The organism is Streptomyces sp. NPDC005202, assembly GCF_040608235.1.
Classification (GTDB): domain Bacteria; phylum Actinomycetota; class Actinomycetes; order Streptomycetales; family Streptomycetaceae; genus Streptomyces.
In genome coordinates this window covers 166,947-187,075 of the sequence record NZ_JBEXHW010000012.1, presented here as the reverse complement: position 1 = coordinate 187,075, position 20,129 = coordinate 166,947, and the positions used below count along the sequence as shown (strand labels likewise).

Sequence of the window (20,129 nt, the reverse complement as noted above, 5' to 3'; positions counted from 1 at the left end):
GGGTCAACGTCATGTGGGCCCTCCTGCGTGACGGACGGTGCTACGACCCCATACCGCCCGTCACGTCCGCCGCTTGACATCTCCATTAGGAATCGTCGAGCAGGCTCAGCTCCGCCCAGATCGTCTTGCCCTCGGTGGTGTGCCTGCTGCCCCAGTGCTGGGTGAGCTGGGCGACCAGCAGCAGACCGCGGCCGCCCTCGTCCCAGGTCCTGGCCCGGCGCAGGTGCGGAGCGGTGTGGCTGGTGTCGGACACCTCGCAGATCAGGTGGGTCTCGTCGTGGATCAGACGCAGCCGGATGGGCGGGGTGCCGTACCGGATGGCGTTGGTGACCAGCTCGCTCACCACCAGTTCGGTGGTGAACGCCGCCTCGCTCAGCCCCCAGGCGTCGAGCTGCTCGACGACCTGCTTGCGGATCGGGGCGACCAGGGACGGGTCGGCGGGTATGTCCCAGGTCGCCACCTGGGAGGGTGGCAGGCCCCGGGTGCGGGCGAGCAGCAGGGCCACGTCGTCGGAGGCGCCGCCCGGCGGCAGCAGGGCGTGCAGGACCCGGTCGCAGGTCTCGTCGAGGGAGTCGGTCAGGTCGGCCAGCGCCTCGCACAGCCGCCGGTGGCTCACGTCGGCGTCCCGCTCCCGGCTCTCGATCAGCCCGTCGGTGTAGAAGGACAGGACGGTGCCCTCGCGCAGGTCGAGCTCGGCAGACTCGAACGGCAGCCCGCCCAGCCCCAGCGGGGGACCGGCCGGCAGCTCCATGTGGCGGGGCGGGCCGTCGGGCGGAACCAGCACCGGCGACGGATGCCCGGCGCGGGCGAGCGTGCAGCGGCGGGAGACCGGGTCGTACACCGCGTACAGGCAGGTCGCGCCGACTTCGCCGGGGCGGCCCTCGCTGCCGGCCTCGGCGGACATCCGGGAGACCAGGTCGTCGAGGTGGGTGAGCAGCTCGTCCGGGGCCAGGTCGATGTCGGCGAGGGTGCGCACGGCGGTGCGCAGCCGGCCCATGGCGGCCGAGGCCTGCACCCCGTGCCCGATGACGTCCCCGACGACCATGGCGACCCGCATCCCGGACAGCGGGATCACGTCGAACCAGTCGCCGCCCACCCCCGTCCGCGCCGCCGGGAGATAGCGCGAGGCGGCGTCCACGGCGGGCGTGCGCGGCAGGGAGCGGGGCAGCAGGCTGCGCTGCAGGGCGAGGGCGGTCTCGCGCTCGCGGGAGTAGCGGCGGGCGTTGTCGATGCAGACGGCGGCGCGGGCCGTTACCTCCTCGGCCAGCAGCACGTCGTCGGGCATGAAGGGGGCGGGCTGCCGGAACCGGGTGAAGACGGCGACTCCGAGGGTCATGCCCCGGGCCCGGATCGGCACCGACATCATGGAGTGGATGCCGTACTGGTTGATCCGCCGGCTGCGCTCCGGATCCCAGGAGAGCCACTTCTCGAGGTCGCCCGCCCCCTTCGACACCACGATCGAGTGGCCCGCCAGCAGGGAGGCGCCCTGGGGCGATGTGAGGGGATAGACCTCCCTCTGCCCGGGCATGGTCACGGCCTCGGGACTGCCCGGGGTGACGGACTGGTGGGCGGCGCGGCGCAGGGTGACCGGCACGGTCAGCGGCCCGGTGAAGGGCTCGCCGCCGTGCTCCGGCAGGTCCAGCAGGTCGACGCTGACGAAGTCGGCGAGGGCCGGCACACAGACGTCGGCCAGTTCCTGGGCCGTCCGGGTGACGTCGAGTGTGGTGCCGATGCGGACGCTCGCCTCGTTCACCAGCTGCAGCCGCTCCTGCGCCAGGTACTGCTCGGTGCAGTCGTGGGCGGCGACGCACACGCCCCGCACCCGGCCGTCGTCGCCGATGATCGGGGACATGCGGGCCAGCCAGGCGCTCATCCGGCCGCCGCCGGTCGGCACGTACGTCCGCACGTCGTGCCCCCGGCCGGTGGTCAGCACCTGGTGCATGTGCCGCTCGATGTCCTCGCTCTGCGGCCGGCCGCCGATATCGGAGTGGCGCAGGCCGCGCAGCCGCTCTCCCGGGACGCCGATCAACTCGGCCATGGCCGAGTTGATGCCGTGCAGGCGCAGCCGGTCGTCATAGATGGCGACGGCACAGGGTGACTGGATCAGCCCGGCCCGGGACAGCGGGTCGTCCGGCCCCGGCGGCTCACCGCCCTCCAGGGGAGTGACCAGGAGCCAGCCGCCGCCGTCCTCCGGGCGTCTGTGGTGGACCAGGACCCAGACGGAGACGGTACGGCCGTCGCGGTGCCGCAGGGTGAGCGTGCCGTGCCAGCGGCGTTCCTCGGGGAGGGCGGCGTGGGAGCCTTCGGCCAGCAGGTCCACGGCCGGCCGGCCCACGACCTCCTCCGGCGTCCAGCCCAGCAGCCGGCGCGCGCCCTCGTTCCACTCGACGAGGACGCCGTGCTCGTCGACGACGGCCCGGGCCGTGGCGGCATCGTCGACCGGATACACCGGGCTCATCGTCGCCACTCCATCGCGCACACTCACAGTGAACAGGTGCGTCACTTGAGTTCCAGCCTAGTGCGTCCCGGCTGCGTGCGGTCGGGAACCCCTGCCGTCCGGGTGCTCGCGGTCAAGGGGAACCTCCGGCCGATGTGACGCCAGGGACAGAAGCGTGTCACCGCACCCTTGACGGTCACATGTGCCACACCGTCAGAATCTGTTTGTTCACGATCAGTTGTGATTACTTCTGGGCCCTGATGAGGGAATGAAGGAGAGCCGCCATGACGGTCACGCGCAGATCGGTTTTGATCGCCGGTACGGCAGCCCCGGCGGCCGGAGCGCTTCTGGGCGCCCCGGCCGCCGGGGCCGCGGAGACCGTGGAGGCCACGGTACGCGCACCCGGCCGCCGCACCATCCCCCTGCGCGACGGCTGGCGCTTCGCGCTGGTCAACCCGGGCGGCATCACCGACCCCACCGGCGCCTACGCCGACGCGCCGAGCCGGGCTACGACGACTCCGCCTGGCGCCGGGTGGCGGTCCCGCACGACTGGAGTATCGAGCAGACCCCGACCACCGACCACGGCACCACCAGCGGCACCGGCTTCTTCCCCGGCGGCCTCGGCTGGTACCGCCTCGCCTTCACGCTGCCGCCCGCACATGCCGGCAAGCGGATCTCGGTGGAGTTCGACGGCGTGTACATGGACTCGTACGTCTACTGCAACGGCACCGAGGTCGGCCGGCACCCCTACGGCTACACCGGCTTCGCCTTCGACCTCACCGCCCTGCTGCACACCGACGGCACCACGGAGAACGTCATCGCGGTCAAGGTCCACAACCAGCTCCCCAGCAGCCGCTGGTACTCCGGCAGCGGCATCTACCGCGAGGCCCGCCTGGTGATCACCGAGCCGGTGCACGTGGCGCGCTGGGGCACCTACGTCACGACGCCCGACATCACCGCCGAGCGGGCCGTGGTCCGGGTGCAGACCTCCGTGGTCAACGAATCGGGTGCCACGGCAGAGGTGGAGGTCAGGTCGACGGTGGTCGAACCCGACGGCCGGACGGTGGCCCATGCGGCCTCCACGGTCACGGTCGACGGCCAGAAGACGCAGATCCACGAACTCACGGTGGCGAAACCCAGGTTGTGGGACTTCGCCACCCCGCACCGCTACGTCCTCAGGACCGAACTGCGTGTCGGCGGCAGGAGCACCGACGCCTGCACCACCACGTTCGGCATCCGCACCTACCGCTTCGACCCGGACGAGGGCTTCCACCTCAACGGCACCCACACCAAGATCAAGGGCGTCGACCTGCACCACGACCAGGGGGCGCTCGGCGCCGCGATCAGCATCGACGCCGTGCGCCGGCAGATGACCATCATGAAGTCGATGGGCGTCAATGCCTTCCGCACCTCCCACAACCCGCCCTCCCCGCAGATGATCCAGGTCTGCGAGGAGTTGGGCATCGTGATGATGGTGGAGGCGTTCGACTGCTGGCGCACCGGCAAGACCAAGTACGACTACGGTCGCTTCTTCGACGAGTGGTGCGAGAAGGACGCCACGGAGATGGTGCTCGCCGCCCGCAACTCGCCCGCCGTCGTCCTGTGGTCCATCGGCAACGAGATCCCGGACTCCACCAGCACGGCCGGGCTCGCGATGGCCGACCGCATCATCGGCGCCATCAGGGCCGCGGACGACACCCGTCCGCTCGTCATCGGCTCGGACAAGTACCGCAGTGTGCCGAAGAAGGGCTCGCCGGCCGACCTCATGCTCGCCAAGCTCGACGGGCTCGGCCTGAACTACAACACCGCCAAGTCGGTGGACGCGCTGCACGCGGCCTACCCGCACCTGTTCCTCTTCGAGTCCGAGTCGTCGTCCGAGACCTCGACGCGCGGCACGTACCAGGAGCCGGAGCACCTCAACACCGGCGAGAACCACACACCCGGCAAGCGTGCGACCTCCTCCTACGACAACAACCTCGCCTCCTGGACCATGAGCGGCGAGTACGGCCACAAGAAGGACCGGGACCGCAAGTGGTTCGCCGGGCAGTTCCTGTGGTCCGGGATCGACTACATCGGGGAGCCCACGCCGTACGACGTCTTCCCGGTGAAGGCGTCCTTCTTCGGCGCGGTCGACACGGCCGGCTTCCCCAAGGACATGTACCACCTCTTCCGGAGCCAGTGGACGACCGAGCCCATGGTCCACCTGGTGCCCATGACCTGGAACCACGCGGAGGGCGACACGGTCGAGGTCTGGGCGTACGCCAACGTCGAGTCCGTCGAGCTGTTCCTCAACGGAAAGTCGCTGGGCACGCGGACGTTCGACACCAAGAAGACCATCGACGGCCGCACCTATCTGGAGACCACCGAGGCCACCGGCGGCGACAAGACCTTCACCGACGGCCCCTACCCCGGCAGCTACACCAGCCCCAACGGCAGCGCGGGCAAGCTGCACCTGATGTGGAAAGTGCCGTACGCGCCGGGCGAGTTGAAGGCGGTGGCCCGGCGGGACGGCAGAGTGATGGCCACCGATGTCCTGCGCACGGCGGGGGAGCCGCACGCCGTCCGCCTCACGCCCGACCGGAAGTCCCTGGCGGCCGACGGCCGTTCGCTGGTCTTCGTGACCGCGGACGTCGTCGACGCGCGCGGCGTGGTCGTGCCCGACGCCGAGCACCTGATCTCCTTCGACGTGTCGGGCGGCTCCCTGGCCGGCGTCGGACCCGAGGCCCGGTGTCGGGTTCGTACACCTCGCAGCGCAGCGGGATCGCCCCGCCGCCGACGCCGCGTTGGACGGCCTCGCACCCGAACGCCCGATCGGGTGCGGGCGTTGCGGGCCACCCTCGACGACCATCTCGAGCACGTGGAGGACCTCAACCGTCTTTTCTGGGAGCGCAGTTCCCGCCGCAGGTGGCTGTGGGCGGCGCGCGGACAGGGCGGCGCCGGTCGCCGCCACGGCGTCAGGACGCGTCGTGGAAGACCAGCCCCAGCGCGTGCCGCCGACCGGAGCGTACGGTGCTCACCCCGTGCCGCACCGCCCCGGCCGACCAGCCGCGCTTCGTGCGCACCGGCCGGTCCCGGGTGGTGAACACCAGCCCGTGCCCGGGCTGGAGCACGGTGGCGACACCCCGGGACTGCGCCCGCGGCCGCTGCTCGACCATCAGGAACTCGCCGCCGGTGTAGTCGCTTCCGTACGCGTCGAGCCCGACGACCACCTGGAGCGGGAAGACCATCTCGCCGAACACGTCGCGGTGCAGGGCGTTCCAGTCGCCCGCGCCGTAGCGCAGCAGGATCTGCGCCGAGCGGTCCTGCCCGGCCTCGTGGCACCGTCGAAGCCACTCCTGAAGATCGTCCGGCCACGGTGCCGGGCGGCCGAGCCGGGCCGCCCAGTCACGGGCGATCGGCAGCAGGCGCGGGTGGAGCGCGGCGCGCAGGGCGGCGACCGGGGCACAGGTCGTGGGTGAAGTAGCGGTACTCGCCGGAGCCGAAGCGGTGCCGTGCCATGTCGACGGTGGTCCGGAACAGCTCCGGTCTGTCGTACAGCGCGATGAGGTCACGGCACTCGGCGGGCGTGAGCAGCCGCCCGGTCGGCGCGCAGCCGTGTTCGTCGAGTTCCTCGGCGAGCGCGGCCCAGTCGGTGGCGGCGACCCGGCGGGCGACCCGTTCGGTGGTGAGGGTCATGGCCGTTTTCTCCTCAGCCGAGCATCGGCTGCAGCGTGCCCTCGTGCGTGAGCAGCCGCACCTTGCGTTCGACACCGGCGGCGTAGCCGCGCATCGAGCCGTCCGCGCCGATCACCCGGTGGCAGGGGCGGACCAGCAGCAGCGGGTTGGCGCCGACCGCCGCGCCCAGCGCACGGATCTCGGCCCGGGGCACGCCGAGCCGCTCGGCCAGTGCGCCGTACGTCGTCGTCGTGCCGTACGGGATGTCGTCCAGCGCCTGCCACACCCGCTGCTGGAACTGTGTGCCCTCGGCGGCGAGCCGCAGCTCGAAGCGGGTCAGGTGTCCGGCGAAGTACGCGGACAGCTGGCGGGTCGCCTCGGTGAACGCCCGGTCGTCGCGCCGCCAGTCGGCGCGGACGGCGGGGGCGCCGCGCCGGCCCGGCATGGACAGACGGGTGAGCGTGACGCCGTCGGACGACTCCTCGCCGACCAGCAGCAGCGCGCCCAGCGGGCTGTCGTGGGTCGTGTGCACGGTCATGAGGCCCTCTTCCTGGTCTTCCGCTCGTGGTTTCCTCTCTTCGAGTCTGGTGCTGCGCCGGGACGATGTCCGGCGGGAATCGGACATGGCGTTCACACCCTGCGGTACCGCAGCCCCAAGGCTGTGACCTGCGGGTATTTACGAGTAAGTACCCGCGCGGTACCGTGAAGGCATGCCAGCGCTCAATGTGGAGTTCAGCGACCGCGAGCTAGAGGACCTGCGGCAGATCGCCAAGGAACGCGGTACGTCGATGAAGGCGCTCGTGCGCGAGGCCGCCGCCGCCGACATAGCCCGGCACCGGGCCCTGCAGGAGGGCGCCGAGGCCTTCCGCCAGTTCTTCGCGGCCCACGCCGACGAGTTCGCGGCCGCCTTCCCCGACGACGAGCCGCCCACCAAGGGCGAGGGACGGGCCGCCTGACCGATGACCCCTGTCATCCACATCGACGTGCCCTGGCTGCTCCAGCGTCATGAGGAAGTCCTGCCGGACCAGCCCACGATCAACGACTTCTCGGCCTTAGTGGCGGCCGTCGCCCGCCATCGTGTGGACCCGCCCCGCCTCGGTGTGGACTCCGACCCGGCCTGGCGGGCCGCCGCGCTGCTGCACACCCTCGCCCTGCTCAAACCCCTGCCCTCGGCCAACGCCCGCTTCGCCTGCGCGACGGCCGTGGCGTACATGTTCGTCAGCGGCGTGGGCATCGACCCGCCCTACGGCGCCCTCGTCGACCTCGCGCGGGATCTGATGTCCGGCAAGACCGACGTCTACGGCGCCGCCGACCGGCTGCGCTCCTGGCAGATCTGACGCCGCTCGCCCCGCCCTCGGGGCCGCCGACCGTGGGCAGGAGGAACAGGGCCGGCGGCCGTCACGCGCAGGGGAGCCGCTGTCCTGCGGGGCCTGAACCGAGGGGCCGACTCCAGTGGACGACAGGGCCCGGTGCGCCGGGAGCGTGCGTGACGCGTCGGTGTGTACGCGTGCTTCACGTCGGTGTGTGCGCGTGCTTCACACGGGGCGCATGAAAGTCCAATGCCGGTGCGAGCCACCTGCGCCGGCCCGTTTTCCGACTTTCCTTCAATGATGGCGTCAAATGATGCGGATGTTGCCCGACTGCCTTGTTGGCCCTCATGCGGTTGTGCAAGGGTGACCTACCCGTGCGGGGGGCAACGGCCGGTTCTCAAGGGACAGTTGGCGAACCGGGCCCGATTCGCCGCCGGTTGAATTCAACGCCCCCTCGCACCTGCACCACACAGGTACGCACCAAAGGAATCCGCTCCGTGCTCACCCCCCACCCCCCTCTTCCTCCCTACCCGCCGCCCGGCGGTGTTCCCGGAGAATCCGACGAGTATCTCGCCGCCCGGCTCAGAGGCAGTACGGACGGCGAGGTCGCCCAATCCGTCGCCCTGCTGATCGCGCGGCACTGGCAGCCGGTCCACGAGTACGCGGTGATCTGCCTCGCCTCCTCGTCGCAGATCGCCGCCATGATCACCGCGGCCGCCTTCCACCAGGTCTTCGACCGTCTGACGCTGGGCGAACCCGGCGTGGCGCTGCGCCCCCGGCTCCTGGTGACCGTGCGGGACACCGTCCGGCAGTGGTCCGCCGAGGACCGGATATCCGGGCTTCTCCCGCAGTTGCAGAAACCCGCCGGGGGCCGGGGCATGCGTGCGGCAGTGTCCATGACACCGGAAAACCGCAGGCTCGCCCAGCGGTCTTTCGAGGCACTTCCCGCAGTGGCCCGGTGTCTGCTGTGGCACACCGAGGTCGAGGCCGAACCCATGACCGTCCCGGCCGGTCTGCTGGGCATGGACGCCGACACCGCGGAAGCCACCCTCGAACAGGCGCGGGAGAAATTCCGCGAGGGCTGTGTCCGCGCACACCGGGAACTCGCGCCGACCGACGACTGCCGCTTCTACAACCGCCTCCTCGACGTGCCCATCCGGCGCGGCGGCGCGCTGCTGCCGGACGTCCAGCGGCATCTGGCGGACTGCCGCTACTGCCGTGACGCCGCCGAACAACTGAGCCACATCGAGAACAGGTCGGGCGTTCTGCTCGCCGAGGCGGTGCTCGGCTGGGGCGCACGCCGCTACCTCGACTCGCGGCGGGGCCGTACGCACCACGGAACGCGCCCGAAGGGCACCGCCCGGCACGGCGCCGGACGGCCGGCCGGCGGTGGCCGCCACCGGCTGCTGTCCCGGATCCCGGCCCTCGGCCGCCGGATCCCCGGCGGGCCCCGGCCCTCCCGGGCGCTGCGCACGGGCGTCGGGCTGGCATCGGCCGGACTGCTCGCGACCGTGCTCGGCGTCAGCCTGTGGTCGCACGACGACGGCGCGGCCGCCCCGGCCGTGTCCACCGGAGTGACCGGCGAACGCGGCACGGTACCCGGCACCGACTCCCAGGCCCCGCCCGCCGGGTCCTTGTCGTCGCCCGGAACGGCCGGACTGCCCACGGCGACCCGGCAGACGCGGTTGCGCAACGCCGCAGCCGACCTCTGCCTCGACATCCGGGGCGAGCCGAAGGCCGGGGCGGCCGCCAAGCTGGCGGCGTGCTCGTCCGCGTGGACCCAGCAGTGGTCGCTGGAGAACGACGGGCTGCTGCGCAGCGTGGCCGATCCCGGCCTGTGCCTGGACTCGCACGCGGACGCCGGCGTCGTCATCCTCGGCACCTGCGCGGACGCGGCCGCCGAGCGGGGCCCCGACGTGCGCTACGACCTCACCGTGCAGGGGGAGTTGCTGACCCGCTGGCAGCAGGGGCTCGCTCTTACCTCCACCACGCCGAACCCGGACGCCGATGTCGTCGTCAAGGTCCGCGACGGCTCCACCGCCCAACGCTGGCTGACCGACTCGGTTCCGGTGAGCCCCGGTTCGCTGTCGATCGCCGGGACGGGCGCGCCGTCCGCCCGGCCGGTGGAGCTGTCGGACACCACCACGTGAGCGCCGTGGTCGCCTCCCGTCGCACGGGAGGCGACCACGACGAGCAGGTGCTCCGGGGCGGTCAGGCGGTGTCCTCGACGAGGTCGCCGGAGCCGACGGTGGCCGGGGTGGCGTGCCCCGCCAGGGCGAGGGTGAGGTCGAACTCCGCGAGCAGACAGCGGATCACGTGCTCGACGCCCGCCTGACCGTCGAGGCCGAGCCCGTAGACGTACGGACGTCCCACCAGCACCGCCCGCGCGCCGAGGGCGAGGGCCTTGAAGACGTCGTCGCCGGTGCGGACGCCGCTGTCGAACAGGACGGTCAGCCGGTCGCCGACCGCCTCCGCCACCCGGGGCAGCGCGTCGGCCGCCGCCACGGAACCGGCCACCTGGCGGCCGCCGTGGTTGGACACGACCACGCCGTCCATCCCGGCGTCGGCGGCGAGGCGGGCGTCGTCCGGGTGCAGGATGCCCTTCAGGACGATCGGGCCGTCCCAGTTCTCCCGCAGGAACTCGAGGTCCGGCCAGGTCTTGCCGGGGTCGGCGAACATGCCGACGAAGTGCATCACCGCCGCGTTCGGGTCCTCGTGCACCGGCTTGGCCAGGCCCGCCCGGAAGGCTGGGTCGGAGAAGTAGTTGGCCGTGCCCACGCCGTGCAGGAACGGCAGATACGCCTGGTCGAGGTCGCGCGGGCGCCACGCCAGCAGCGGGGTGTCCAGCGTGACGACCAGGACGCTGAACCCGGACGCCTTCGCCCGGTTCAGGAAGCTCCGCGTCACCTCGCGGTCCTTGGCCCAGTACAGCTGGAACCAGCGCTCGGCGTCGCCCATCACCTCCGCGACCTGCTCGATGGGCGTGCTGGAGGCCGACGACAGGATGTACGGCACGCCCTGCGCGGCGGCGGCCCGGGCGGCCGCCGACTCGGCGTCCGGATGCATGATCGACAGCACGCCGACCGGCGCCAGCGCCAGCGGGGCGGGCAGGCCGCGGCCCAGCACCTCGACCGACAGGTCGCGTTCGTCCACGTCCCGCAGCATCCGCGGCACGATCCGGCGCCGGTCGAGGGCCGCCCGGTTCGCGCGCGCCGTGCTGCCGTTGCCCGCGCTGCCCGCCACATAGCCCACCGGGCCGGGGCCGAGCCGCTGCTCGGTCAGCTCCTCCAGGCGGGTCAGATCGGTGGGCAGTCTGGGTACGGCACCCGTCATCCCGTTCAGATAGATCTCGTACTGGAAGTCCGCCCAGTGCTTCGCCATCCGTCCGTCCCGCCTCTCGTCGCTGAGCACGCGCTGCACCCCGACGATACTGGCAGGTAGGGGCGGGTCTGCCCGCCGGGGACGGACCCGCGCCCGACTCAGGTTCCGGCCGCCGACTCGTGCAGGATCCGGGCCAGCTCACGCGGCCGGGAGAACATCGGCCAGTGGCCGGTGTCCATCTCCACCAGCTCCCAGCGCTCGCTCCCGAGGAGTTCGGCCACGGCGGGTATCGGCTCGTCGCCGTCCAGCAGGCACTTGATGTACGTCGCCGGGAGCTCGCCGAGGGGACGCTTGAGAACGGCAGGTTCGGTGAGCGTGGCGCCCGGGTGCGGGGTCCCGCCGTCCACGATGCGCTCGATCTGCTCGTCGGTCAGCCCCTGGCCCGCGTAGTCGCCCGCCGCCGGCGGAGGCCAGAAGCCGCCGTTGTCCGCGATCGCCTGCCGCACGTGCTCACTCGGCCAGCCCGACAGGAACGACTCCCCGTCGGCCGGCACGTTGGAGTCGACGAACACCACGCGCCGCAGCCGTTCCCCGATCCGCTCGGCCGCCTGTCCGACCGGGATCCCCGAGTAACTGTGTCCGACCAGGACGACGTCCCGCAGGCCGAGGCGCTCGACCTCGTCCACGACGTCCTGCACGTGCGTCTGCTGCCCGGCCGGTGCTCCCTGCTTCTCGGCGAGGCCCGACAGGGTCAGGGGGTGGACGTCGTGCCCGGCCGCCCGCAGGTCGCCCGCCACCTCGTCCCACGCCCACGCACCGAGCCACGCACCCGCCACCAAGACGAATTGAGTCATGCCCGCACCGTAGCGGCCGGGTCCGACAACGGCCCCCGGCCGCCGGTCAGCCCACGCGGGCGACCGCCCGCACCGGCGCCCCGTCCGCGCCGGGCAGCCGCAGCGGGAAGAGGAACACCTCCACGTCCCGGGCGTCGACCAGCCGCTCCAGGCCCGTGAGGTTCTCCGCGATCACACCGCCCGCGCCGCACAGCACCCGGTGGGCCGGAAGTACGAAGTCGGGGTGGGGATCGCCCGGTTGGGGCAGGGGGTCGACGCTCAGCGCGTCGATCGCGACCGTGCGGACACCCGCCTCGACGACCGCCTCGGCCGCCTCAGGCGTCAGCCAGGGGTGCGCGAGGTACTCGGCGGTGCCCCAGTACGCCGACCAGCCGGTGGCGAGCAGGAGCACCGCGCCCGGCTGCAGCCTGAGCCGGCTCAGCGCGGGTGCCAGCAGGCCGGGTGTGATCGGCGCCCGCGCCGGCAGGCCGCGGACGTCGGCCACGACCGCGCGCCCCGCGAACCGGTCCAGGGGCAGCTCGTCCAGGCGGGGCCAGGCGTCGTCGACGTGGTAGGGCGCGTCGACGTGCGTTCCGGACTGCGAACCCAGATGCAGCCGCAGCACGTTGACGCCGTCCGTCGGTGCCCGCAGGGCGGGGGCGACCGTGACCTCCGGGTCACCGGGGTACACGGGCATCCCGGTGACCACGGGCACCGACAGGTCGAGCCAGCCGGTCATCAGCCGGCCTCGGCGGCCGGCACCGGAGTCGCGGCGTCGGTCTTGGCGCCGGGACCGGTGATCGGCGGCACCGGCACGTCGACGGTACGGGCCAGCCGGGCGCCCTCGGGCCCGTACGCCGCCCGGGGTTCGGGGAACAGCCACAGCAGCGCCAGGAACAGGACCGCGGCCACGACCATCGACAGCGGCAGGCTGATGTCGACGCCGTTCGCCAGGTTGCCCAGCGGGCCGACGAACTGCCCCGGGATGTTCGTGAACAGCACCCCCACGAGCGCGGACACCCACCAGGCCGTCATGCCGCGCCAGTTCCAGCCGTGCGCGAACCAGTACCGCCCGCCGCGCTGACGGCGGTTGAAGACCTGCAGCGCGTCCGGGTCGTACCAGCCGCGACGGGTGTAGAAGCCGAGGGTCATCACGACCATCCACGGCGTGGTGCAGGTGATGATCATCGTTGCGAAGGTGCTGATCGACTGCACCAGGTCCAGGCCGAACCGGCCGATGAAGATGAACGCGATGGACAGCACGCCGACCAGCAGCGTCGCCTGCACCCGGGACAGCCTCGGGAACACCGAGGAGAAGTCCAGCCCGGTGCCGTACAGCGACGTCGTACCCGTCGACATGCCGCCGATCAGCGCGAGCAGGCACACCGGCAGGAAGAACCAGCCCGGCGAGATCGCGAGCAGTCCGCCCACGAAGTCGGGGGCCGCCGGGTCGACGTACTTCGGGGCCTTCGCCGCGATGATGCTCGCGGTGGCCAGGCCGAAGACGAACGGCAGCAGTGTGGCGATCTGCGACAGGAAGGCGGCGCCGATCACCTTGCGGCGCGGGGTGGCGGCCGGGATGTAGCGCGACCAGTCACCGAGGAACGCGCCGAAGGACACCGGGTTGGACAGCACGATCAGCGCCGCGCCGATGAACGAAGGCCAGAACATCGACTGGGTCGCCGCGTCCGCCGAGGCGGTGAAGACACCGGCGTACGACGGGTCGAAGTCGCCGGCGAAGGCGACGGCGCCCAGCAGGAACAGCACGCTCGCCGACGTCACCGCGATCTTGTTGACGAACAGCATGAAACGGAAGCCGTACACGCACACCGCGAGGACCAGCCCCGCGAACAGCGCGTAGGCGACCGCGTACGAGACCGTGCTGCGCTGCAGGCCGAAGAGCCGGTGCGCACCGCCGACCAGGGCGTCGCCGGAGCTCCACACCGAGATGGAGAAGAACGCGATCGCGGTCAGCAGCGACAGGAACGAGCCGACCACACGGCCGTGCACACCGAGGTGCGCCGACGACGAGACCGCGTTGTTGGTGCCGTTGACGGGGCCGAACACCGCCATCGGGCACAGGATCAGCGCGCCCGCCACGACGCCGAGGACGGTGGCCGCGAGGCCCTGCCAGAAGGAGAGTCCGAACAGGATGGGAAAGGCGCCGAGGACGCAGGTGGAGAAGGTGTTGGCGCCGCCGAAGGCGACCCGGAACAGGTCCAGCGGGGTCGCGGTGCGGTCGGCGTCGGGGATGCGCTCGACGCCGTAGGTCTCGACCTCGGTGAGCGAGGGTGCTGCGGGGGAGGAGTCGGGTGTCGAGGACAAGGGGGCTCCAGCGGGGGGGACGACGGTGGAGCGCGTGGTGGCGCGGTGGCGGGACGGCCGCGTGCCGCCACGGGGGTGTGCGGCGGGACCGGATGCCGTCCTCGGGGGTCTTTCGACGTTATGGCTCCGCGCAACAGCCCTACCAGAGGACGATTCATCCATATTTTCTGCCGCAGGTGGACGGATCCTCCACCTGTCGATCACCGTTCCTAAAGACTGAGCGGGAGTGAGTCCTGTTGCCAGGACTCATGCTCAGCCGAACGCCCCGAACGGTGTTGGGCGTTCTGGTTCTCCGCGTTCGCTCCGCATCCGGCGTCGACGGATCGTGTCCGTGGTCCGGGAATGCATCCGGCGTCGACGGATCGTGTCCGTGGTCCGGGAATGCGGGGGCGGGTTCCCTCACGCCCAGGGACCTCCCATCGGGCCTGGGCGGTCCGATGCCCCGCACGATCGCTCTGGTCGTGTGGGGGCGGTGCCGTCCGTCGCCGGATGGGGTGTCCCTGGGCGCGCCTTCCGATCGCCTCGGGATCGGCCAGCAAACGCCGGGCCTTGGCACGCGCCCCGTTCATCCCGAACCGGTCTCGGCCTCAACCCGGACGACGCGGTGGCCGGCCCTGGACGCCCACGTGGACAGCCGGGCAATCTGGCGTTCCAGGTCCGCTTTCTGATCACGGGAGGAGACCCGGGCATACAGGCCCACACCACCGACAGCCTCAGGCGCCGCGTTGGCCTCAACGTTCACCAGGTTCATGCGTGGCCCAACCCGCTGCGCGGGTACCGGCAAGATGCCCTCACGAAATTAGCGATACGCGGTCTGCGGATGCACACCCTGCGCTCTCGCCCACTCCGTCAGCTTCACACCCTCACAACGATGCTCACCCCATCGAAGTCACGCTCACTCAAACGACCTCGAAGGCGAACAGTTAATTACCCCTCCCCGTCAGGGGCGTCCTTGGGCTCCGTGTCGGGCCCCTGAGCCCTGACCCGCTGGACGTGTTCCAGGGACTCCCGCAACTCGGTGAGCCAGTCGTCGGTGTGCTGCTGGACCAGGCGCACGCACCAGGCGAGGGCATCGCTGCGGCTGCGTGCGACACCGCCCGCGACGAGGGTGTCGAGGACCTGGCGCTCGGGCTGCCGCAGGCGGGTCATGACGGGCGCGGCCACGTGCGTGAACAGGGCGCGCTCCCCGTCGCACTCCACGCCCCAGGACACCTTCCGGCGGAACCGGTGCTCGGCCTCGCGCGCCACTGCCATGCGGGCCTCCCGGGTGCGTTCCCGGAACTCCTGCACGCGGCCCTGGACGGCTGCCTCCTTCTCCGTGGCCGAGGCGTCCTCGGCCAGCCGGGGCGCGGGGATGCGGCCGATGACGGTGATCTCCTCGCGGTCGACCGTCACCTCGACCAGCTCCTCGAACAGGTCGTCCGGCAGGCGGCCGGCGAACCAGCCGCGCAGCTTCTCTCGCTGCTCTGTCGTAATCATGTAATGACGATTACTCGCCTCGAACATGAACACAAGGTGCTGAGGGGGAGTCCGCCGAGAGCGGAACCGGAATGTTTCAGGACGATTAACGGACGTGGGGAATCAAGCCATCCGGCCGGATCAGGTGATCGGCAACCGCGCAGATTGGGGGTTGGAACGTTCGAATTCTGTGACTTCACGCCACTGCTTCAATACGTAACGTTACCGAAACCCGTGGGTTGGATGTGAGTTTCGGCGGCGGACTCGGCAGACTCCCGCACGCCGGTCCGGCACCGACCGAGCCGGGTCCGGCAACCCATCGAACCAAGCGGAAGGATGCACACAATGCGGAACACCGCGCGCTGGGCAGCGACCCTCGGCCTGACGGCCACCGCCGTCTGCGGACCCCTCACCGGGGCCGCCGTCGCCACCCCAGCCGCCCCCGCCTCGCTCTACGCCCCCTCGGCCCTGGTGCTCACCGTGGGCCACGGGGAGAGCGCGGCCACCGCCACCCCGGAACGCGCCGTCACCCTGAACTGCGCCCCGACATCCTCCGGCACCCACCCGGCCGCGCCCACGGCCTGCGCCGAACTGCGCGGTGCCGGCGGTGACTTGGACGCCCTGACGGCCAGGGGCGACGTGCTGTGTACCAGGGAGTACAACCCCGTGGTGGTCACGGCCGACGGTGTCTGGCAGGGCAAGCGCGTCTCCTACGAACGCACCTTCGCCAACGAGTGCGTGAAGAACGCCTCCGCAACGAGCGTCTTCGCGTTCTGAGGGACCGGGATCGCGCGGTCCCCGTGAACATCTGAAGGGTTCCGCAGATGGGGAGTGCGAGCCCCTGTCGCGGGGACCCCTGCGATCTCGCACCAGGGGCCGGCCGGGCGGAGTGGGGCCGCCCGCCGGCCCTTGGTATCACGCCCCCTCCCCCCGGAAGCCGGGGGGAGCGGCGGAAAGCGCCCCAGCAGGGCGGTGGCCTGCACCAGCCGGCGGATGCGTGGCTCAATGCTCACCCGGCGCGGCCGGCCGCCGCGCCCCCGGGCCCGGCGCTCGGCCCGGCACAGCACGCGCAGCCCCGAGCCAACCTTCGTGGACGGAGCAACTAGGCCCTCCTGCGGTGGCTGGTGTCGCACCACGGATAGCGGCGGCTGCGACGGCAGGTGCACAGGGCGACGCGGAAGCGGTCGGAGGAGACGGTGGTGCCGTCCTCGAGTTCCACCTCGACCGGGCCGTCGACGAGGATCGGGCCGCGACGTTGCATCGTGACCCGACGGGGCGGCTTCGGCCGGGGGGTGTCCTCGGGGCGGGGGGTGTCAGAGGGGACGTTCGGCACGGATGACCACCAGCTCTTCCTTCTCGTCGCCCGCGGACAGCAGACCGCGCTCCCGCAGCCAGCCCTGCCTCGCCCGCAGCACGGGGCCGAAGGCGATCCAACGGCGGCGTACCACCGCGGCCTTGAGGCCGGCCGCGCGCAGGAGGTCCAGCGTGCGGTCGGGGCCGCTCAGTGCGGAGTGGACGATCAGCAGGGCGCCTCCGGGCCGCAGCAGGGCGGGAGCGTCCCGGCAGATCCGGTCCAGGACGAGGCGCCCGTCGCGGCCCGCGTCCCAGGCGCGGGACCTGCCGCGCGGCTCGCGCCGTATGTCGGATGCCGGTACATAGGGCGGGTTGGCCACGATGACGTCGAACGACCGCCCGCGCACGGGACCGAAGAGGTTTCCGCGCCGGATGCGGACCGGAAGCCGGGCCAGCCATGCGTTGAGCCGAGCGGTCCACACCGCCCGCCAGGACACGTCCACCGCGGTCACCTCGGCGCTCCGCCGGGCGGCCTCCAATGCCAGCGCACCGCTCCCGGTGCCCACGTCGAGGACCTGAGTGTCCGGTTCGACAGGCTCGTCGGACAGTGCTTCGACCAGCAACGCGGTGTCCTCCTGCGGGACGTAGACGCCCGGAAGTACCAGTGCATTCACACCGCGCGGGTACCCCGATATTCAGGATGTATGGGACATATCTGCAGAAAGCGGGGTGCGCAGCGACGACCGGCCCGCGCGCCAGGCGGCGAGCAGTCGCCCGGCGAAGCGGTCTTCCAGATGTCCGGTCGCGTCGATGCCGAAGGTGACGTCGGGCGCCAGGTGCGGCTCCTCGGCGAGCAGTCCGCCGATGACGTCGTGGCGTACGACCTGCTCGTGCACCGCGTCCGCCTCGACGTGCTCGTCGTAGAAGAACTCCGCGGCCGGTCCGGCGGCCGTGCGGCGCATCGCCTCGGCCAGGCGCCGGGAGCCGGGGGAGGAGGTGATCTCGACCGCGGCGAAGTGGCCCACCAGGGCGCCGCGCAGCTCGCGGTGCAGGCCGAAGAGGGACATGAGGTTCACCGTGGCCAGGACCTCCGCGCAGGCCGCGTCCAGGTAGCGGCCGTACGTCGTGTCCAGGCCCAGGTCCGTCATCAGGTCGGCGAACAGGCGTGCGTGGACACGGTCGGGGCGGCCGCCCCCGTACTCGTCGAACTCCACCGCCGCCATCGCCGCCTTGGCCCTGCCCCACAGGCGCGGCAGCACCCAGGCGTGCGGGTCCGCCTCCTTGAGGTGGTACAAGGAGCGCTGGGCCGCGTACTCGCGCAGCTGCCACAGTTCGCCGTCGTCCCGCAGGTAGTGGGTGACGCCCGTGCCCTCGACCGGCTCGACGAGGAGGTCGGCGAGCGCGTCGTCGAGGCTGCCGTGCCCGGGTGTGTCGGCGCGCAGGGCGGACAGGAAGCGGTGCTCCAGCGCCGCCCGGACGCGCAGCAGGTCCGGGTCCCATTCGCGCTCCGGGGCGACGCCCGCGAAGCCGCGGTAGTGCAGCTCGTAGCACAGGTACAGGGCGAGCTGGACGTCGTCGCCGTACGCGGCCGCTCCGCCGACGTCCTCGGCGTGGGGCAGCCGGCCGGTGCCCCGCAGGAACGCCGTCACGGCTGCGGAGATCGGCCCCCGGGCGCGGGGCAGCTCGGGTCCTCCGCGATCGTGTTCCATGGGCCCCGGGTACCCGGAAGGCGCCGGGCCATCCTCCAGCCGAGCCGGACGGGAAACGAGGCCATGACGAGGGCCTCGTTTCCCGCGGGGGAGGGGGCCGCAGTGAGCGCGTGACCGGTGCCGGTCGGTCGGTGCTTCCGGGTGGCGGCGCAGGGCGGTGGAACCGGTTCGGCGGCCGGTCGGGGCGACCGCTGCCGTCCGTGACGGTTGCGGCGGCCAAGCGGCGGCTGGACAGCCGGGCCGCCGGACAGCAGGGCGGCCGGGCCAGTCGCGGGGGCCCGCGTCCTCGGCTCGGGGGCCCGGTCGCGGCCGTCCCCGGCTCGGCTGCCCGGTCCCGGCCGTCCCCGGCTCGGCTGCCCGGTCCCGGCCGTCCCCGGCTCGGCTGCCCGGTCGCGGCCATCCCCGGCTCAGTCGCCCCGGGATTCCTCCTGGGCGCGGGTGTTCGGGGTGACGGCCTCCGCGGTCTCGCCCCGGTGGGGGCGTTCCTGGGAGTCGTCGACGCGTTTCTCGGCGTTCTCGATCTCGCGCAGGACTTCTTCGAACGCCGTCTCGGGACGGTCGTGGTGCTGCTTGTCGTCGTCGGACACCGCAGTCTCCTCTCTTCGTTCAGATCGTCGCGGTCGCGATGCACAGCGGCACGGGTTCACGCGGCGCGGCCTCCTCGCTGAGGCGGGAAACCTTCGCCCACCAGGCTGCCCCGTCCTCGATGTGCCGCAGCAGGACCCCTTCGCGAATCGCCCAGGGGCAGATGGTGACGGTCTTCAGGCCGGTCAGCTTCATCGCCGTGTGCCCGACCACCGCGCCGGCCAGGCTCTGCGCGGCGCGCGGCGCGGAGACGCCGGGCAGCTCGGCGCGCTCGGCGGCGGGCAGGGCGGCCAGCCGGTTGATCGCCTCGCGCAGATTTGTGCGGTGCAACTGCCGTTCCACGAACGGCCCGTGGCGTCCGGGCGCGGCCCCGCACAGCCGCCCCAGCTGCTGGAAGGTGCGCGAGGTCACCACCGCGGTGCGCGGCCCCTCCCAGCGGATCCGTGCGGCCACGTCCCGCAGTTGGTGCCGGACCTTGCGGCGCAGCGCCTTCAGCTGGTCCGGGGACGGCGGATCCTCGCCCTCGAAGAACTCGTGGGTCAGCCGCCCCGCGCCGAGCGGCAGCGAGGCCACGAAGTCCGGTAACCGGCCGCGGCCGAAGGCCACTTCGAGCGAACCGCCGCCGATGTCGAGCAGCGCGAGCGGCCCCGACCGCCAGCCCATCCAGCGCCGCGCGCCGAGAAACGTGAGCTCGGCCTCGACCTCGCCCGGCAGCGTGCACAGCGCGACCCCGGTCCGCGCCCGGACGGTGCGCAGCACCTCCAGCCGGTTCGGTGCGCCCCGCACCACTGCGGTGGCGAAGGCCGGCGCACCGGCCGCACCCCACCGGGTCGCGGTTCTGCTCGCCTCGCCGACCGCGTCGACCAGCCGCTCCACCGCCTCCTCCGGGATGTCCTCCCCGGGCCTGACCTGTTCCGACAGTCTGAGGCGCCACTTGGCGGTGTGGACCGGCAGCGGCACCCCGCCCTCCGCGTCCGCCACAACCAGTCGGACCGCGTTCGATCCCACATCCACCACGCTGATTCGCATGGGTCGGTGGGTACCCAGCCCCGCGGCTTCATACGCCGCGCCCGGGCGTGAGCCGCGGCCGCCGCCGGCTCGGATGTGTACGCCGGACGCGCTCACATGCGGACGACCGGCGCCGCGTTCGCGTCCTGCTGCGGCATTCACCAGTGCGAGCCGAGGCCGATGCCGTTACGGCAAC

16 protein-coding genes and 3 pseudogenes are annotated in these 20,129 nt (G+C 72.1%); 5 read left to right on the top strand and 14 right to left on the bottom strand.

What is annotated here, in order from left to right; all coding sequences use genetic code 11:
* Window positions 1–85: 85 nt before the first annotated feature.
* Window positions 86–2,458 (bottom strand): SpoIIE family protein phosphatase, encoded by a 2,373-nt coding sequence (locus ABZV31_RS20035; RefSeq protein ID WP_355895414.1) that lies wholly within the window; start codon window positions 2,456–2,458, stop codon window positions 86–88.
* A 263-nt stretch (window positions 2,459–2,721) separates the two neighbouring features.
* Between ABZV31_RS20035 and ABZV31_RS20030 the strand changes: the two are divergent.
* A pseudogene (locus tag ABZV31_RS20030) lies at window positions 2,722–5,150 on the top strand (glycoside hydrolase family 2 TIM barrel-domain containing protein); the annotation flags it as partial.
* Window positions 5,151–5,391: 241 nt separating this feature from the next.
* Here the strand turns inward: ABZV31_RS20030 and ABZV31_RS20025 are convergent.
* Together ABZV31_RS20025 and ABZV31_RS20020 are read right to left on the bottom strand one after the other, a co-directional pair.
* Window positions 5,392–6,112: pseudogene (locus tag ABZV31_RS20025) on the bottom strand (2OG-Fe(II) oxygenase).
* 13 nt (window positions 6,113–6,125) lie between these two features.
* Complete coding sequence (locus tag ABZV31_RS20020; protein ID WP_355895411.1) at window positions 6,126–6,629, bottom strand: methylated-DNA--[protein]-cysteine S-methyltransferase; 504 nt, start codon at window positions 6,627–6,629, stop codon at window positions 6,126–6,128.
* Between the two features lie 172 nt (window positions 6,630–6,801).
* Between ABZV31_RS20020 and ABZV31_RS20015 the strand changes: the two genes are divergently transcribed.
* The 3 genes from ABZV31_RS20015 (at window position 6,802) to ABZV31_RS20005 (ending at window position 9,551) form a co-directional block, all read left to right on the top strand.
* Complete coding sequence (locus ABZV31_RS20015; protein ID WP_355895408.1) at window positions 6,802–7,047, top strand: hypothetical protein; 246 nt, start codon at window positions 6,802–6,804, stop codon at window positions 7,045–7,047.
* A gap of 3 nt (window positions 7,048–7,050) precedes the next feature.
* A complete protein-coding gene (locus ABZV31_RS20010; protein WP_355895405.1) occupies window positions 7,051–7,428 on the top strand; it encodes a toxin Doc in 378 nt (125 codons plus the stop codon).
* Between the two features lie 470 nt (window positions 7,429–7,898).
* The gene (locus tag ABZV31_RS20005; RefSeq protein WP_355895402.1) at window positions 7,899–9,551 is read left to right on the top strand and encodes an RICIN domain-containing protein; all 1,653 of its coding nucleotides are present in this window, start codon (window positions 7,899–7,901) and stop codon (window positions 9,549–9,551) included.
* A 61-nt stretch (window positions 9,552–9,612) separates the two neighbouring features.
* Here the strand turns inward: ABZV31_RS20005 and ABZV31_RS20000 are convergent, their stop codons facing one another.
* From ABZV31_RS20000 to ABZV31_RS19975, 6 genes and pseudogenes are all read right to left on the bottom strand, one after another.
* Window positions 9,613–10,782 carry a lactate 2-monooxygenase gene (locus ABZV31_RS20000; protein ID WP_355895442.1) on the bottom strand — a complete coding sequence of 390 codons (1,170 nt, stop codon included), beginning with the start codon at window positions 10,780–10,782 and terminating at the stop codon, window positions 9,613–9,615.
* 98 nt (window positions 10,783–10,880) lie between these two features.
* Complete coding sequence (locus ABZV31_RS19995; protein ID WP_355895399.1) at window positions 10,881–11,576, bottom strand: alpha/beta fold hydrolase; 696 nt, start codon at window positions 11,574–11,576, stop codon at window positions 10,881–10,883.
* A 46-nt stretch (window positions 11,577–11,622) separates the two neighbouring features.
* Window positions 11,623–12,294, bottom strand: coding sequence for a cyclase family protein (locus ABZV31_RS19990; RefSeq protein WP_355895396.1), 672 nt, complete (start codon window positions 12,292–12,294; stop codon window positions 11,623–11,625).
* On the bottom strand, window positions 12,294–13,880 hold the full coding sequence (locus ABZV31_RS19985) for a cytosine permease (protein WP_355895393.1): 1,587 nt from the start codon (window positions 13,878–13,880) through the stop codon (window positions 12,294–12,296). Before ABZV31_RS19985 ends, ABZV31_RS19990 begins: the two co-directional genes overlap by 1 nt.
* A gap of 616 nt (window positions 13,881–14,496) precedes the next feature.
* Window positions 14,497–14,739: pseudogene (locus tag ABZV31_RS19980) on the bottom strand (IS607 family transposase); the annotation flags it as partial.
* A 68-nt stretch (window positions 14,740–14,807) separates the two neighbouring features.
* Window positions 14,808–15,359 carry a hypothetical protein gene (locus tag ABZV31_RS19975; RefSeq protein ID WP_355895391.1) on the bottom strand — a complete coding sequence of 184 codons (552 nt, stop codon included), beginning with the start codon at window positions 15,357–15,359 and terminating at the stop codon, window positions 14,808–14,810.
* A gap of 324 nt (window positions 15,360–15,683) precedes the next feature.
* Here ABZV31_RS19975 and ABZV31_RS19970 point away from each other — a divergent pair, with 324 nt between their 5' ends.
* Window positions 15,684–16,115, top strand: a complete 432-nt coding sequence (locus tag ABZV31_RS19970) for a protease inhibitor (protein WP_355895388.1) — start codon at window positions 15,684–15,686, stop codon at window positions 16,113–16,115.
* A gap of 325 nt (window positions 16,116–16,440) precedes the next feature.
* On the opposite strand, the gene ABZV31_RS19965 is transcribed toward ABZV31_RS19970, so the two are convergent.
* The 5 genes from ABZV31_RS19965 to ABZV31_RS19945 all read right to left on the bottom strand — a co-directional run bounded on the left by ABZV31_RS19965 (window position 16,441) and on the right by ABZV31_RS19945 (window position 19,954).
* Window positions 16,441–16,599 carry a CDGSH iron-sulfur domain-containing protein gene (locus ABZV31_RS19965; RefSeq protein WP_355895386.1) on the bottom strand — a complete coding sequence of 53 codons (159 nt, stop codon included), beginning with the start codon at window positions 16,597–16,599 and terminating at the stop codon, window positions 16,441–16,443.
* A 52-nt stretch (window positions 16,600–16,651) separates the two neighbouring features.
* A complete protein-coding gene (locus ABZV31_RS19960; protein WP_355895383.1) occupies window positions 16,652–17,305 on the bottom strand; it encodes a HemK2/MTQ2 family protein methyltransferase in 654 nt (217 codons plus the stop codon).
* A gap of 21 nt (window positions 17,306–17,326) precedes the next feature.
* Window positions 17,327–18,340 carry an iron-containing redox enzyme family protein gene (locus tag ABZV31_RS19955; RefSeq protein WP_355895381.1) on the bottom strand — a complete coding sequence of 338 codons (1,014 nt, stop codon included), beginning with the start codon at window positions 18,338–18,340 and terminating at the stop codon, window positions 17,327–17,329.
* A 407-nt stretch (window positions 18,341–18,747) separates the two neighbouring features.
* Window positions 18,748–18,927, bottom strand: coding sequence for a hypothetical protein (locus tag ABZV31_RS19950; RefSeq protein ID WP_355895380.1), 180 nt, complete (start codon window positions 18,925–18,927; stop codon window positions 18,748–18,750).
* Window positions 18,928–18,946: 19 nt separating this feature from the next.
* Window positions 18,947–19,954, bottom strand: coding sequence for a Ppx/GppA family phosphatase (locus tag ABZV31_RS19945; protein WP_355895377.1), 1,008 nt, complete (start codon window positions 19,952–19,954; stop codon window positions 18,947–18,949).
* Window positions 19,955–20,129 lie beyond the last annotated feature (175 nt).